Annotated in this window: 18 protein-coding genes; 7 read left to right on the top strand and 11 right to left on the bottom strand. The window is 32.3% G+C overall.

All coding sequences use genetic code 11. The features are described 5' to 3' along the window. Window positions 1-3 precede the first annotated feature (3 nt). On the top strand, window positions 4-480 hold the full coding sequence (locus tag OF897_RS10905; RefSeq protein WP_267265717.1) for a hypothetical protein: 477 nt from the start codon (window positions 4-6) through the stop codon (window positions 478-480). Between the two features lie 171 nt (window positions 481-651). Beyond that, window positions 652-1,728 (top strand): glycine cleavage system aminomethyltransferase GcvT, encoded by a 1,077-nt coding sequence (gcvT, locus tag OF897_RS10900; RefSeq protein WP_267265716.1) that lies wholly within the window; start codon window positions 652-654, stop codon window positions 1,726-1,728. A 510-nt stretch (window positions 1,729-2,238) separates the two neighbouring features. On the opposite strand, the gene OF897_RS10895 is transcribed toward gcvT, so the two are convergent. After that, a complete protein-coding gene (locus OF897_RS10895) occupies window positions 2,239-2,592 on the bottom strand; it encodes an arsenate reductase family protein (RefSeq protein WP_267265715.1) in 354 nt (117 codons plus the stop codon). Window positions 2,593-2,707: 115 nt separating this feature from the next. Between OF897_RS10895 and OF897_RS10890 the strand changes: the two genes are divergently transcribed. Both OF897_RS10890 and OF897_RS10885 read left to right on the top strand, forming a co-directional pair. Further along, window positions 2,708-3,175: an acyl-CoA thioesterase gene (locus OF897_RS10890; RefSeq protein WP_267265714.1), complete on the top strand. Its 468-nt coding sequence runs from the start codon at window positions 2,708-2,710 to the stop codon at window positions 3,173-3,175. A 4-nt stretch (window positions 3,176-3,179) separates the two neighbouring features. Beyond that, window positions 3,180-4,055, top strand: coding sequence for a sugar phosphate isomerase/epimerase family protein (locus tag OF897_RS10885; protein WP_267265713.1), 876 nt, complete (start codon window positions 3,180-3,182; stop codon window positions 4,053-4,055). A 66-nt stretch (window positions 4,056-4,121) separates the two neighbouring features. On the opposite strand, the gene OF897_RS10880 is transcribed toward OF897_RS10885, so the two are convergent. From OF897_RS10880 to OF897_RS10845, 8 genes are all read right to left on the bottom strand, one after another. Beyond that, window positions 4,122-4,307 carry a hypothetical protein gene (locus OF897_RS10880; protein ID WP_267265712.1) on the bottom strand — a complete coding sequence of 62 codons (186 nt, stop codon included), beginning with the start codon at window positions 4,305-4,307 and terminating at the stop codon, window positions 4,122-4,124. Window positions 4,308-4,349: 42 nt separating this feature from the next. Then, a complete protein-coding gene (locus OF897_RS10875; protein WP_267265711.1) occupies window positions 4,350-4,553 on the bottom strand; it encodes a hypothetical protein in 204 nt (67 codons plus the stop codon). A 233-nt stretch (window positions 4,554-4,786) separates the two neighbouring features. Next, window positions 4,787-6,355: a ribonuclease Y gene (gene rny, locus OF897_RS10870; RefSeq protein ID WP_267265710.1), complete on the bottom strand. Its 1,569-nt coding sequence runs from the start codon at window positions 6,353-6,355 to the stop codon at window positions 4,787-4,789. A gap of 225 nt (window positions 6,356-6,580) precedes the next feature. Then, window positions 6,581-6,868, bottom strand: a complete 288-nt coding sequence (locus OF897_RS10865) for a cell division protein ZapA (protein ID WP_267265709.1) — start codon at window positions 6,866-6,868, stop codon at window positions 6,581-6,583. Beyond that, complete coding sequence (locus OF897_RS10860) at window positions 6,868-7,170, bottom strand: hypothetical protein (RefSeq protein ID WP_267265708.1); 303 nt, start codon at window positions 7,168-7,170, stop codon at window positions 6,868-6,870. The genes OF897_RS10865 and OF897_RS10860 overlap by 1 nt, the downstream gene beginning before the upstream one ends. Before the next feature lie 137 nt (window positions 7,171-7,307). After that, window positions 7,308-8,090, bottom strand: coding sequence for a type IX secretion/gliding motility protein PorT/SprT (porT, locus tag OF897_RS10855; protein ID WP_267265707.1), 783 nt, complete (start codon window positions 8,088-8,090; stop codon window positions 7,308-7,310). A 3-nt stretch (window positions 8,091-8,093) separates the two neighbouring features. Next, a complete protein-coding gene (gene ubiE, locus OF897_RS10850; protein WP_267265706.1) occupies window positions 8,094-8,825 on the bottom strand; it encodes a bifunctional demethylmenaquinone methyltransferase/2-methoxy-6-polyprenyl-1,4-benzoquinol methylase UbiE in 732 nt (243 codons plus the stop codon). 3 nt (window positions 8,826-8,828) lie between these two features. Further along, window positions 8,829-9,398, bottom strand: coding sequence for a hypothetical protein (locus tag OF897_RS10845; RefSeq protein ID WP_267265705.1), 570 nt, complete (start codon window positions 9,396-9,398; stop codon window positions 8,829-8,831). A gap of 100 nt (window positions 9,399-9,498) precedes the next feature. Between OF897_RS10845 and OF897_RS10840 the strand changes: the two genes are divergently transcribed. The 3 genes from OF897_RS10840 to OF897_RS10830 all read left to right on the top strand — a co-directional run bounded on the left by OF897_RS10840 (window position 9,499) and on the right by OF897_RS10830 (window position 12,155). Then, window positions 9,499-10,566 (top strand): 3-oxoacyl-ACP synthase III family protein, encoded by a 1,068-nt coding sequence (locus OF897_RS10840; protein WP_267265704.1) that lies wholly within the window; start codon window positions 9,499-9,501, stop codon window positions 10,564-10,566. A gap of 75 nt (window positions 10,567-10,641) precedes the next feature. Beyond that, a complete protein-coding gene (locus OF897_RS10835) occupies window positions 10,642-11,847 on the top strand; it encodes a metallophosphoesterase (RefSeq protein WP_267265703.1) in 1,206 nt (401 codons plus the stop codon). A 20-nt stretch (window positions 11,848-11,867) separates the two neighbouring features. Further along, window positions 11,868-12,155, top strand: a complete 288-nt coding sequence (locus tag OF897_RS10830) for a hypothetical protein (protein ID WP_267265702.1) — start codon at window positions 11,868-11,870, stop codon at window positions 12,153-12,155. Between the two features lie 10 nt (window positions 12,156-12,165). Here the strand turns inward: OF897_RS10830 and OF897_RS10825 are convergent, their stop codons facing one another. Together OF897_RS10825 and OF897_RS10820 are read right to left on the bottom strand one after the other, a co-directional pair. Next, a complete protein-coding gene (locus OF897_RS10825) occupies window positions 12,166-12,918 on the bottom strand; it encodes a polysaccharide deacetylase family protein (RefSeq protein ID WP_267265701.1) in 753 nt (250 codons plus the stop codon). An 84-nt stretch (window positions 12,919-13,002) separates the two neighbouring features. Beyond that, complete coding sequence (locus OF897_RS10820) at window positions 13,003-13,968, bottom strand: NAD-dependent epimerase/dehydratase family protein (protein WP_267265700.1); 966 nt, start codon at window positions 13,966-13,968, stop codon at window positions 13,003-13,005. Window positions 13,969-14,201 lie beyond the last annotated feature (233 nt).

Raw genomic sequence — 14,201 nt, 5'->3', positions numbered from 1 at the left:
CCGATGAAAAAAACTTTATTAATTGTAACATTTTTACTGAGCATTTATTCGTTTTCACAGAAATTAGGAAGTGAACTTTATGAAAGTGAAAATTACTCAATCACCGTTCCCGATACCTGGAAATCAACCAATGATGACGGAATAGTAAACATTTTCCCGACCAATCAGATTGGAGCGATTACCATTTCAGAGTATCATGATTTGGAATTACCAAAAACTGAAGTGAAGAAATTTATTTTGGCGCTGTATAATTCTTCTGATGACGAGAAAAAAGTAAAAAATACAGGAAGCAAAAAAGGATATTCAGAGTATCAGTATGAATATTTTGATGAAAAAGAAAAGCTTTTCTGGATTACAAAATTGTATCAGAAAAACACAGATATGTTCTTGATTAGCATTAATTGCCAGGAAAAACACTGGAACGGAAATTATATGAAAGTTTTCAACGAAGCTTTTGAAAGTTTTAAAATAAAAAAATAATTTTTTAAAATACTTTGTGATCTTATTTAAGTGAAACGCCTTTGCCTCAATTATAAATTATTATTTGAATCGGCGAATCTGCGTTTTGCGAACTTAAAAACATTTAGTAGTTAAAAAAATCTTTGCGCTCTTTGCGTTAAAATATATTGATATTAAAACTAAAATTTAAATATGAACAAAACAGCATTGTACGACAAACACGTTTCTTTGGGAGCGAAAATAGTACCTTTTGCAGGATTTGAAATGCCTGTACAATATTCCGGAGTAACGGAAGAACACTTTGCCGTAAGAGAAAAAGCGGGATTATTTGACGTTTCTCACATGGGACAGTTTTTCATCGAAGGAGCGGGTGCAAAAGACCTTTTGCAGTTTGTAACGACAAACAATGTAGATGTTTTAGAAAACGGAAAAGCACAGTATTCTTGCCTTCCGAATGAAGATGGCGGAATTGTAGATGATCTTATCGTTTACAAAATGGATGATGAAAAATATTTCGTTGTAGTAAATGCTTCAAACATTGATAAAGACTGGAATCACATTTCAAAATACAATACTTTCGGTGCAAAAATGACGAATGCGTCAGATGAAATGTCTTTGTTGGCAGTTCAAGGGCCGAAAGCTACTGAGATTCTTCAAAAATTAACGGAAACTAATCTTTCTGAAATTCCTTATTATAACTTCACTGTAGGTTCTGTTGCAGGAGTAAGCGATGTGATTATTTCAAATACAGGATATACAGGAAGCGGTGGTTTTGAAATTTATTTCAAAAACGAATCTGCTGAAAAACTTTGGGATGCCATCATCGAAGCGGGTGCCGAAGAAGGAATTATTCCTTGTGGATTGGCTGCAAGAGACACTTTGAGACTTGAAAAAGGCTTCTGTCTTTACGGAATGGATATCGACGATACTACTTCTCCAATTGAAGCTGGATTAGGCTGGATTACAAAATTTGACAAAGATTTTGTGTCTAAAGATATTTTCGCAAAACAAAAAGAAGTAGGTGTTAGCAGAAAATTAGTTGGTTTTGAATTGACAGATAAAGGAGTTCCAAGACACGACTATCCTGTTGTAGACGCAGAAGGAAACGTAATTGGGAAAGTAACTTCAGGAACTCAGTCTCCGATGAAAAAAATCGGTTTGGGGATCGCTTATGTAGACAAACCACATTTCAAACTGGGAACTGAAATTTTCATTCAGGTAAGGAACAAAAATATTCCTGCAAAAGTGGTAAAAATGCCATTCGTGTAAGCAGAAAAAGTTTAATTATAAAAAAACCGCTTTATCATTTTGATGAAGCGGTTGTTTTTTAGAAGCTATTTCCGGCTATCCGCTGTATCTTTTGTGTCACTACTTCTTGTCGAAGTTTCGGCATTTAGCTGCCACACAAAAGGATGTCGCTTCTATCCGGGCTAAAATCTGGTCATCCAATTGATATTTATTCAATTAATTCACGCTTTCTGAAAAGTTCTTTGGTCATGTTTTATAACTTATATCCATAGCGTTTTGTTTCCCACAATCTGTTTGAAACTTCCGTCAACTGCATTTTGTCTCCCGCAACCTGTTTGGAACTTCTGTCAACTGTGTTTTGTTTCACGCAGTTTGTTTGAAACTTCCGTCAATTGTGTTTTGTCTCCCGCGACCTGTTTGGAACTTTCGTCAACTGCGTTTTGTTTCCAGCAGAATTCTTGAGCCATAAAAAAGCCTCACAAGATTCAAAAAATCTGTGAGGTTTTTTATTAATTACATGAGATAAAGTTATTATTCTCCTCTGAAATAATCTTTAAGGCTTGTAACAGTGGTTTTTTCACTTCCTACAAAAATCTCTTTATCTGTAAGGAAAACGGGACGTTTTAAGAACGTATAGTGATCTAAAATCAATTCTTTAAAATCATCTTCCGTCAATGTTTTTAAATCTAATTCTCTCAATTTGATTTGAGTTGATTTTTTGCTGAACAAAGCTTCATAAGACTTTGTATGCTCGTACATTGCTTCTATTTCCTCTTTCGTTATAGGTTCTTTTTTGATTTCTCTAAGTTCCCAATCTTTAAGATTAAATTGTCCTATTATTTTTCTGCAAGTGTCACACGTATTAAGATAAAATACTTTTTTCATTAAAGTTTTACATTTCTAATGGTTAAATGAAAACTCTGATGTTTTCAATCCACAAAAATACTATTTAATATACTGTTTTAAAAATTATTAAATACCTTTATTAAAATTTAAAATAATGGATAACAAACCTGTTACATTTCAGTTTATTTCCGAGCCTTCTGATGTCAATTATGGTGGAAATGTACATGGAGGAAGTGTAATGAAATGGATTGATCAAGCAGGATATGCGTGTGCAACAACATGGAGTGGAAATTATTCTGTAACAGTTTATGTGGGTGGAATCCGTTTTTATGAACCTATAAAGATCGGTGAACTGGTAAAAGTGGAAGCACATGTGATTTACACAGGTTCGTCAAGTATGCATATTTCGATTAATGTGTTCTCAAGAAGTCTGAAACAACCGAATTTTGATAAAAAAACGCACTGCATCATTGTATTTGTTGCTGTTGACGAAAACGGAAAAAAACTTCTCGTTCCTAAATGGATTCCCGAAACAGATGAAGAAAAACAACAGGAAAAATACGCCAAACGTCTGATGGAACTGAGAACGCAGATTGAAGATGAAATGAAACCTTTTCTTTAAATTTATGAACCGTAAAGACTTTTTAGCCCTTTCTTCATTGGGATTTCTCGGAGTTTCATGTGGAATGTCAATAACAAACCTTTCAACAAAAAATTTGGGAATACAATTATATACTGTTCGAAATGCAATTTCTAAAAATTTAGAACAGACTTTAGAAAAACTTGCTGTTTTAGGATTTAAAAATCTTGAAATTTATGGTTATAATGGAACTTTCTTCGGAAAAACTAAATCTGAGTTTCAAAATATTCTTAAAAATACCGGTTTACAAGTAATCAGCTCACATCACAGAACTGGAGTGACAGACAAAGAAAACGGAACTTTGTTACAAAACTGGGAGAAAACATTAGAAGATCTTAATTTCATCGGGTCAAAATATGCAGTCTGTTCCTATCTTCCTGAAGCTGAAAGAACCATTGAAAACTACTTAAAACTTCCTGGAATTTTAGATAGTGCAGGAAGAGTTTCAAAACAAAACGGAATTCAATTAGCCTACCACAACCATGATTTTGAATTTCTGAAAATGGATGAGGAATATAATTATTATGATTTTATTCTAAAAAACACATCAGCCGATTTAGTAAAAATGGAACTCGATCTATATTGGATTTCAAAAGCCGGCTTAGACCCATTAATTTACTTTGAAAAACATCCCGGAAGATTTCCTTTGTGGCACGTGAAAGATATGAAATCTGACACGAAAGAATTTACAGAGATTGGTTATGGAATTATTGATTTTAAAAGAATTTTTGAAGCGAAAGAAAAAGCAGGCTTAAAACATTGGTTCGTGGAGCAGGATTCTAGTGATAAAGATATCTTTGAGAGTATTCCGATGAGTACAAAATATATTGAAAGCAATTCTTATTTCTTCAATAAGAAATAAGAAATAAGAAATAAATGCAAAAGTCTTCCAAATAATGGAAGACTTTCTATTTTTAAATGTTTTTTATTAACAAGTAATTACTTGCGGGCATCCCATATATTGATTGCAATATTTAGGACCGGTCACAGCTCCAGTGCAGCTACAACCGCAAAGTGATAAATCCGGAGTTCCAATTTTACCGATACCTCCTACGATCTCTTTCAGATCAGCACTTTTTAATTTCTTAGCGTTTTTTAAAATTTCGTTTAACATAATGATTTGGATTTTAAATTAAAAAATATAAAGATCTTTAATTTATACAGCAGAATCATCACAAGTATACACTTGTAGACAGCCAATATAAGTTGGGCAGTACTTAGGTCCTGTGACAGCACCTGAACAGCTGCATCCGCAAAGTGATAAATCTGGAGTCGCATTATCTACACTTACACCTCCGACAATAGCTTTAAGATCAGCACTTTTTAATTTCTTAGCGTTTTTTAGAATTTCATTTAACATAATAATTTGGTTTTAAGTTGAAGTTCAAATTTAATAATTAAAACAACTACTTCGTAAATTATTTTATATTATTTATAACGTTGAACATCAATTCTTATTATTTAATTCTAAAAAAACCAATATTTAATTCACTTTTAATAAATAATATCATTTAATAGTTTAAACTTTATTTCAATAAAAAAATCCTTCCAAATTTCTTTGAAAGGATTTAATATTTATTGATAAGCTTAAAATTATCTTGCGATGTTTACAGTTCTTGTTTCTCTAATTACTGTAACTTTTACTTGTCCAGGATATGTCAGTTCGTTCTGAATTTTCTCTGAAATATCGTATGAAAGCTGAGAAGACATTTCGTCGTTTACTCTTCCGCTTTCTACCATTACTCTCAATTCTCTACCTGCCTGAATTGCATATGCTGAAGAAACCCCTTCAAAACTTAACGCTGCAGCTTCAAGATCTTTTAGTCTTTGAATGTAAGATTCTAAAACCTGTCTTCTTGCTCCCGGTCTTGCTCCTGAAATTGCATCGGCAACCTGAATGATCGGTGACAATAATGATGTCATTTCTACTTCGTCATGGTGAGCTCCAATCGCATTAATAACTTCAGGGTTTTCACCGTACTTCTCTGCCCATTGCATTCCTAAAAGTGCGTGTGGAAGTTCAGATTCTTGTTCTGGTACTTTTCCGATATCGTGTAAAAGACCTGCTCTTTTTGCTAATTTTACGTTTAGTCCTAATTCAGCGGCCATTGTTGCAGCAATATTGGCAACTTCTCTTGAGTGCTGTAAAAGGTTTTGTCCATAAGAAGAACGATATTTCATTCTACCAACGATTTTAACTAATTCTGGATGCAATCCGTGAATGCCAAGATCGATGATCGTTCTTTTACCAACTTCGATGATTTCTTCTTCGATTTGTTTTCTTGTTTTTTCAACAACTTCTTCAATTCTTGCAGGGTGAATTCTACCGTCTGTTACCAATCTGTGAAGTGATAATCTTGCAATCTCTCTTCTTACAGGATCAAAACATGAAAGAAGAATTGCTTCCGGAGTATCATCAACGATAATTTCTACACCAGTAACCGCTTCTAAAGCACGGATATTTCTACCTTCTCTACCGATAATTCTACCTTTTACTTCATCAGATTCGATATTGAAAACAGAAACAGAATTTTCTATTGCCTGTTCTGTACCAATTCTTTGAATAGTCTGAATAACGATCTTTCTTGCTTCACTTTTAGCGTTTAACTGAGCTTCTTCCATGATACTCTGAACGTGCGCCTGAGCTCTGGTTTTTGCTTCAGCTCTCATGGTTTCTACCAATTCTGCCTTAGCTTCCTCCGCTGTATAGTTTGAAATTTTTTCAAGCATTTCCACTTTTCTAGCTGTTGCTGAGTCAAGATCACTTTGCTTTTTCTCTAAAATTTCATTCTTCTTAGCGTAATCAGCGATTTGTCTGTCAAGATCTTTCTCTAATTTTCCTGCTTTGCTAAGTTCATCATTTAGCTTGTTTTCTTTATCTTTAGTTCTCTTCTCAGCTTCCTGCATTTTCTTTTCACGTCCCTGAATGTCTGCATCGTGCTGAGATTTTAGTTCTAAGAATTTTTCTTTAGCCTGAAGATTTTTTTCTTTTTTTATAGATTCTGCCTGTAAATTAGCTTTCTCTAATAAATTATCTGCATTTTTTTTAGCATCGTCGATAATAAATTTAGCTTTTGTATTTAGTGAGCTTTTAGAGAAAACTATCCCTATTACAGCTCCTATAACCAAACAAATCACGCCTACTATTATGGCTGTTGTCATATATATATTTAGTTTTAATTGTCTTGTTTAAATAAAATAAAAAAGCCTACAATAATCCAGTGATATAGAGTAAACTCCTAATCTCCACGATTTGAACTGATTTCTATCGTCTGTAATCCTGCAAGCAGGCGCGCCATTCGATAGACATTTGTCCGTTAATTGTTTAGCGTTGAGTTTACCTTTAATGTGTTAGAATTACTGTAGGCAGGTTTTTGGAAAAAAAATCTATTTTCCTATATCGTTCAACGACTGATTAATTTTTACTAATCTTTCGTTGGTTGATTTTATATTTTTATCATGATTCAGAGCAACAACTTCTGCATTGGTTCCTAATTTCAGGGCACACATTGCCAAAGCATCCTGTTTATCTCTTACATCAAAATTCTGTTCAAAATCTTTAATCATATTTTCAATTTGCTTTCCCACTTTACGCAAAGTTTCTTCTTCTGCTGCGGGTACATTCAGCGGATATACTCTTCCTGCAATATTGATGGTTATTCTCCTTACCTCCATTATAATCCACTGTTTTGAAGCTGTGCAATACAAAAGTCTACTTCTTTTGCCAATCTATTGATATGGTTTTTCATGAGTCTGTTGTGTTCAGGATTTCCTGATATTGCTGAATAAAGCTTTATATTTTTCTGTTCTTCTGCTAATACCTGATTTTTCTTTCTTTCCGCATCATATTTCACCTTCAGTTCGTTATGCTCTTTATTTAATTCCGAAAACATTTCAGATAAATTTTGATGACTTTTTTGAAGATTCAAAATCTTTTTTTCTAATTCTGAAAAATTATTTTCTAATTCTTGAAGCATTTCAGGTTTATAAATATTCTAACTATTAGCAAAAATAGGAAAATATTGGTACTAATGAAAATTATTATCTCTATATTTTGATTAAAACAAAAAAGGAGATGCCAAGCAACTCCTTTTAATATTAATTTTGTATTATATTATTCAAATTTCAATACAAACATGACAGCTCTTGTCTGTAGTGTAGATACTGCTGCAGACCAATAAGGAGGTGTTGTAGCGTTATCTGAGACCATTTCGTTATTCATAAAGAACGTTCCTCTTACAGCCGGAGTCAATTTAAATTTATTAAAGTAAAACTGAATACCCATCTCTGCAGACCAAGCAAAGTTATGCGTTGTAGATCTGAATGTCTGTTGTTGATTATCCTCTACAGAACCTGAATTTGACTGTAAATTAACAATATAATTCACACCAGCTGCAACATATGGTCTAGAGTTGTACCATCTTTCTCCGTGAAACTCTAAAAGCACAGGAATATCAACTAAAGTAGATTTAATATCTCTAATTCTATCTTTATCAGTCAAAGCAATTGGAATAAACGGTGCATTTGTTAAGCTTCCATCTCTATATATATCGTTTGATTGAGTATTGAAAGTCAATTGTCTTTGAGCAAACTGCAAACCTGGTTCTAATCTTACATCTAAGTAATCGTTCATTCTGAATTTTGCAATAAGACCTGCTCCGAAGCTTGTACTTTGTTTTGAAGATACTAAATTATGGTTTTCAAACATTCCGTATCTTGGATCAAGCACAATTTTATAGTCTATCATATTTGCATTCAAATAAAAACCCCAACTGACTTTTTTCTGGTCAAAGTCTTCCAACCTGTCCATCCTGTCTTGAGTTCTAAATTGAGCATTTCCAAGGAATGCAATATTAACTGAGGCTAAAACCAGAGCTTTTAATAGAAATTTATTCATAGGTTATTTTGTTGCTTTATAAATTGTGGCTATACCTAAACTTAGTTTTTTGTATTCTACTTTTTTAAATCCTGTATCTAAAAGAATTTGTCTCATTTTTTCTCCAAAAGGGAATGCATTTACAGAATCGGGAAGATAAGTATATGCTCTATTGTCTTTAGAAATCAATCTTCCGATTGCCGGTAATATATTTTTGAAATAAAACATATAAAACGGCCCTAAAAAACCTTCTACTTTCGAAAACTCAAGAATATAAACGCTTTTGTTTTCTTTCACTACTCTTCTTAGTTCTGACAAACCTTTATTTAGATTTTCAAAATTTCTCACTCCAAAAGCAACGGAAACAGCATCAAATCTATTGTCCTCGAAAGGTAAATTTTCTGCATCGCCCTTTTGCATGGAAATTTTGCCGTCTAAATTAAGTTTTTTTATTTTAATAACGCCAACATTTAACATTTGTTGCGATAAATCTAATCCAACTACCTTTGCACCTGTTCCTTTTTCAACGGCAATGGCTAAATCTCCGGTTCCTGTAGCAACATCCAGTGTTTCTTTAGGATTATCGTAATTCATCCATTTCACCAACTTATTTCTCCAAAGTACATCTATCTTCATAGATAATACATGGTTTAGTAAATCGTATTTAGGCGCAATATTGTCGAACATATCCTCTACCTGACTCTTTTTGCTAGATTCAGAATTGTAGGGCGTTACTTGGTTGATATCTTTTGTCAAAACTTAAAACTTGTAATATTCTTTATAATAATTAAGATAATCCTCTTTGCGGAAAATCTTTGAGCGGGATTCTACTTTCTGAATATTTTTAATCAGTTGATCATAATCTTCATCTACATTAAAATAAAAGTCGTCGGTATAGAGTTTATTAAAATGTTTCGCACCGCCATAATACTCTTTTCCGTCAATCTCAGTCTTATCCAACGCCAAAAGTAATGAATCTTTTTTAAGATTGTACCCATAATATTGATCATTAATGTAATAATCTTTGTGAGCAATATTTAAAAGACCACGAACTTTCTTTACTTCAAAGGCAGAATCGTAAAGCATTTTCTTGTTTTGATCAAATACTTTAATCGAGTTTTTTCCTTTATTTAAGTCTACTTGCACAAATTGCCCTGCCGAGATAATTCCTTCAGAACCATTATTTATTTTAAAATAATAAGTATTTGGAGTAGGATTATCTACCAAATAATAATTTTTTTTAGCCAAAAAGAAATTATAAATAGCAAAAGCACCGATAAATACCGCAAGAGCAATAAGTAAACCTTTTAAAGACGGGTTGTTTTTCATAGATTGTCGGAAACAATTTTTGCAAATTTAATAATATTTTTAATTCTTTCTTATTAATATTAATTATTAACTTTGCATCTTTAAAAAATTACATAAACGAATGCCGAATACGATCATTATTGGTTCCGGATCTTACCTACCGAATAGAGTAATTGGAAGAGACTTTTTCATGGATTCAGAGTTTTATTCAGAAGATGGTGCTAAAATCGACAAACCTACTGAAGAAACTATTTCAAAATTTGTAGAAATTACTGAAATTGAAAACAGGCGATTTATAGATGAAGACCTTTCAAACTCACAAATAGGTTTTGAAGCGGCAAAAATCGCTATTTCAGACGCAAATATAGATCAGGAGGAACTTGATTATATTATTTACGCAAGTAATTTTGGTGAAGTTACCGTAAATGGATATGTAGATTTTATGCCAACAATGGCAGCAAGAGTTAAGAATAAATTAGGCATTAAAAATAGAAAATGTATCACTTATGATATGGTTTTCGGATGTCCGGGATGGGTGGAAGCAATGATTTTGGCAGATAATTTAATTAAAGCTAAAGTAGCTAAAACGATTCTTGTAGTCGGTGGTGAAACTCTAAGCAGAGTTACCGATCCTTACGATAGAAATAAAATGATTTTCGCAGACGGAGCCGGAGCAGTTGTAGTAAAAGCGACTGAACAGGAAAATGTAGGAATCATCGCTCACAACACTATCTGTGACAACGGTATCGAACTCAATTATCTTGCAAACGGGCCATCTATCAACAAAGAAGCAGATCAAACACGTTTATATGTAAGAATGTTGGGAAGAAAAATCTATGAGTACGCTCTTAAAAACGTTCCTACAGCGATTAAAGATACAATTGATGACGCAGGATTATCTATTGAAGACATTGATAAAATTTTAATTCACCAAGCAAATGCAAAGATGGATTATGCAATGATAGACAGACTTCACAAGCTATATGATGTGAAAAATTATGACCATGCAGTATCTCCAATGACTGTTCAGGATTTGGGAAATACCTCTGTTGCGACGATTCCAACAATGTTTGATTTAATAATTAAAGGAAAAATGCAGGGTCATTCGTTTAAAGATAATGGTAACATTGTGATGACTTCTGTAGGAGCAGGAATGAACATCAATGCTATTGTTTACAGATTTCCTTAAGACTTAAATAATTTAAATAAAAATATAGAAGCACAAAAGGAAATTTTCTTTTGTGCTTTTTTATAAAATTCAGTTATGCAAAGAAATTTTTTAATTATTGCCGGAATTTTCCTTTTAATGGAAATCTATATTTATCAGGCAATAAGAACGTTGACCGATAATTTTTGGATAAGATTAGGCTATGTTATCGTGTATTTGGGAGTTTACGGTTTGTTCGCTTACGAAGTCCTGAATTTCCAAAGAAGTGACAGAGATTCACATCGACCACACTTAATCAGTATTTTATTTTTAGTTTTTATTCTTCCAAAAATATTTGTTGTTTTATTTCTTTTAATCGATGATATTTTCCGTACTGGAAATTATTTGGTAGGATTTACACGTTCTACCGAAAATTTCTTTCCAGAAAGACGTAAGTTTCTAAGTTTAGTTGGATTAGGGTTAGGCGGAGTTCTTTCAGCTCTATTTATTGACGGAATTACTTTCGGGAAATACAGACACAAGGTAAGAAAGGTAAAAGTGAAAATTGCAAATCTTCCGAAAAGCTTCAAAGGTTATAAAATCATTCAGATTTCAGACGTCCACAGTGGAAGTTTCGATGATCCAAATAAGTTAGCTCATGCAATTGACTTAATTAACGAACAAAAACCTGATCTAGTGTTATTTACAGGAGATATGGTAAATAATGTTTCGGATGAATTTAAACCTTTCATTCCTTTATTTTCTAAAATAACTGCCAAAGATGGAAAACTTTCTGTTTTAGGAAACCATGATTATGGTGATTATGTGACTTGGAAATCTCTTGACGAAAAGAAACAAAATCTTGATACTTTAATTGGTTATCAAAAACAGGCCGGTTTTGATATGTTGAGAAACGAAAACAGAGTTATTGAAAAAGACGGCGAAAAATTATACATTTTAGGAGTAGAAAACTGGGGCTTAAAACCTTTTCCACAGTTCGGACAAATCGATAAAGCCTTAGAAAACGTGCCACAAAATGCCGCAAAAATTCTAATGAGCCACGACCCTACTCATTTTGATTACGTTGTTAAAAAGCACCCTGCAAATATCTCTTTAACACTTTCCGGTCATACGCACGGAATGCAGTTTGGTTTAGATTTAAAAAATATAAAATGGTCTCCGGTTCAATACAAATATCCAAAATGGGCAGATTTGTATGAAAGCGAAGGAAAACTATTGTACGTTAATCGTGGTTTCGGAGTTTTAGGTTACCCTGGAAGAGTTGGTGTTTTACCTGAAATTACACTTTTGGAACTTTCTTAAAGAAAAATTTTATTTACAATATGAAAATAATTGATTTTGAAGATAAAATTTGGTTTTTCTTAAGTGACGGAAACAGCTATTACATTGATGTAAATTGCAAACATTCATTTATTGGATTTAATATGCTGATCCAATTAGATACTGCTGAATTTAATGAGTATCAAATTAATGGTAAAAACTATTTAGACTCTTTATCAAATGATATTCAGCATTATGCACTATCAAAATATAAAGACAGAAATATCAAAGGAGAAGCTCAAAGAATCGTTAACGAAACAATCGTAAAGTTTTTAGAAATTAATATTTAATCTTCCAATATTAAAATATATAATCCTTCATTCTAGAAGTTGCCAATTCTTTTTCATTAATCCACGAAAGAAAAGCTTCAAGCTTATCTTCCATTTTTTTGCCTAAATTATAGCTTCTGTAAAACGGAATTTTAAACTGATATCTATTCATATCAGTAAATTGCCACGAATCAAGATAAACCAAAACAAAATCATCCTTCTTCAAAGTCTCAAAAACCATATTTTGGTAATACTGCATTGGCAAAACCTGAAAAACAAAATCATTATAAGGCAACTGACTGTATGGAGAAATACTTTCCGGAACAATGCTCAATCCGTTCTCTTCAATAATTTCTGAACTTCTTTTTAAGCGTTTAAAAGGAAATAGAATATCTGCGTTGTCAATATTTGAAATGTAATTGAAACCGATAGATTTTAATTCTTCTAGTGAAAATTGATGATTTTTTTGTCGAATTCCTTTAATCTGTTTTTCTAGAAAATCCTGAACAGATTTTTTCACTTCATCAATTTTTTCCAGACTGGAGTCTTTATTGAAAAAAGCAATTTCATGCCCTTGAGCAGAAATTGCTTTTAATAGATTTTGAAGTTTTTCTGCGATAGAAATCTCGATAAAAAAACTTGCTTTTATTTCGTGAATATCTAAAATTCTTAGAATTGCTTTTGTATTACTCTCGGTAATTTTTAATCTTTCTTCATCAGAAACATCTGTACTTTTTTTAGTTTCAGCTTGAATATTTATGATGTTAAAAGTAAGTAATATCATTCAATTTAAATTTAGATAAAATTTATAATTAATTAAAAATCAAATGTTAATACAATTTTTAATTAAACTAGTACTTGAAGTAAGTTAATTCTTATTTAATTTTACTTTAAGATTCTTAATCATTTCTTTTGACATTTCAGTAATTCCGAAATCATAAGATAATCCCCAATCTTTTTTCGCAACAGAATCATCAATCGAAGCTGGCCAAGAATCTGCAATTGCCTGTCTGAAATCCGGTTTATAATCAATTTCAAATTCAGGAATTTCGTTCTTAATTTCCTGCGCTAATTCTTTTGGAGTAAAAGACATTCCACCCAAATTGTAAGAAGAACGAACCGTTAAATTCTCTTTTGGAGCATCCATTAATTTCAAAGTTGCATTGATTGCATCATCCATATACAACATCGGCATTCCTGTATTTTCAGAAATAAAACTTGTATATTTTCCTTCTTCAATTGCTTCGTAAAAAATCTCAACTGCATAATCTGTTGTTCCTCCACCTGCAGGAGTTTTCCAGGAAATCAAACCAGGATAACGAATACTTCTTACATCTACTCCATACTTGTCAAAATAATATTCACACCATTTTTCACCTGCCATTTTTGAAATTCCGTAAACTGTTGTAGGATTTAAAACAACATCCTGACCAACATTTTCTTTTGGAATTCCTTTCCCAAAAACAGCAATAGAACTAGGCCAGAAAATCTTTTTAAGCAAACCTTCTTTCGCCAATTCACAAAAATGAAGAAGTGGTTCAAGATTTAATTTCCAAGCGAAAATAGGCTGCTTTTCTGATGTCCCAGACAAAAGTGAAGCCAAGTGATACACAGTCGTAATTTCGTAATCTTTAATAACCTGTCTTACCAACTGTGTATTGGTAACATCCATTCTTTCGTAGTAACCTGCAGAAGTAAGACCTTTTTGGTATCTGTCAAGACCTGAAGCAACTACATTTTCAGCTCCATGAATCTCAACAAGTCGGTTTGTAAGTTCAGTTCCAATCTGCCCTAAAGCACCTGTAATCAATATTTTTTCCGTATAGGACTCCATTTTTATTTATTATTAGTTGATTGAAAGCAAAAGTAAATATTTTGATTACGATGAGAAAACAAAATTGTGATTTAGGATATAATTTTTATCATCTTTTGATTTCAAGTTTAAAACTTACTCATTTTCAATTGCTAAAGTTCAAATTAATACCTGAAATAATTTTTAATTTATATCTCGCAGACTGAGTAGATTATGCAGATTAATTCAACAAAATCTGCTTTATCTTTTTAATC

Origin of the sequence: Chryseobacterium formosum (assembly GCF_026460885.1) — a bacterium.
GTDB classification, from domain to species: Bacteria; Bacteroidota; Bacteroidia; order Flavobacteriales; family Weeksellaceae; genus Chryseobacterium; species Chryseobacterium formosus.
This window is presented reverse-complemented; position numbering and strand designations above follow the sequence as displayed.

Bases quoted from the DNA above. Each gene is read 5' to 3' on its own strand.
- OF897_RS10905 (WP_267265717.1), top strand. From the start codon at position 4: ATGAAAAAAACTTTATTAATTGTAACATTTTTACTGAGCATTTATTCG.
- gcvT (WP_267265716.1), top strand. From the start codon at position 652: ATGAACAAAACAGCATTGTACGACAAACACGTTTCTTTGGGAGCGAAA.
- OF897_RS10895 (WP_267265715.1), bottom strand. From the start codon at position 2,592: ATGAAAAAAGTATTTTATCTTAATACGTGTGACACTTGCAGAAAAATA.
- OF897_RS10890 (WP_267265714.1), top strand. From the start codon at position 2,708: ATGGATAACAAACCTGTTACATTTCAGTTTATTTCCGAGCCTTCTGAT.
- OF897_RS10885 (WP_267265713.1), top strand. From the start codon at position 3,180: ATGAACCGTAAAGACTTTTTAGCCCTTTCTTCATTGGGATTTCTCGGA.
- OF897_RS10880 (WP_267265712.1), bottom strand. From the start codon at position 4,307: ATGTTAAACGAAATTTTAAAAAACGCTAAGAAATTAAAAAGTGCTGAT.
- OF897_RS10875 (WP_267265711.1), bottom strand. From the start codon at position 4,553: ATGTTAAATGAAATTCTAAAAAACGCTAAGAAATTAAAAAGTGCTGAT.
- rny (WP_267265710.1), bottom strand. From the start codon at position 6,355: ATGACAACAGCCATAATAGTAGGCGTGATTTGTTTGGTTATAGGAGCT.
- OF897_RS10865 (WP_267265709.1), bottom strand. From the start codon at position 6,868: ATGGAGGTAAGGAGAATAACCATCAATATTGCAGGAAGAGTATATCCG.
- OF897_RS10860 (WP_267265708.1), bottom strand. From the start codon at position 7,170: ATGCTTCAAGAATTAGAAAATAATTTTTCAGAATTAGAAAAAAAGATT.
- porT (WP_267265707.1), bottom strand. From the start codon at position 8,090: ATGAATAAATTTCTATTAAAAGCTCTGGTTTTAGCCTCAGTTAATATT.
- OF897_RS10845 (WP_267265705.1), bottom strand. From the start codon at position 9,398: ATGAAAAACAACCCGTCTTTAAAAGGTTTACTTATTGCTCTTGCGGTA.
- OF897_RS10840 (WP_267265704.1), top strand. From the start codon at position 9,499: ATGCCGAATACGATCATTATTGGTTCCGGATCTTACCTACCGAATAGA.
- OF897_RS10835 (WP_267265703.1), top strand. From the start codon at position 10,642: ATGCAAAGAAATTTTTTAATTATTGCCGGAATTTTCCTTTTAATGGAA.
- OF897_RS10830 (WP_267265702.1), top strand. From the start codon at position 11,868: ATGAAAATAATTGATTTTGAAGATAAAATTTGGTTTTTCTTAAGTGAC.
- OF897_RS10825 (WP_267265701.1), bottom strand. From the start codon at position 12,918: ATGATATTACTTACTTTTAACATCATAAATATTCAAGCTGAAACTAAA.
- OF897_RS10820 (WP_267265700.1), bottom strand. From the start codon at position 13,968: ATGGAGTCCTATACGGAAAAAATATTGATTACAGGTGCTTTAGGGCAG.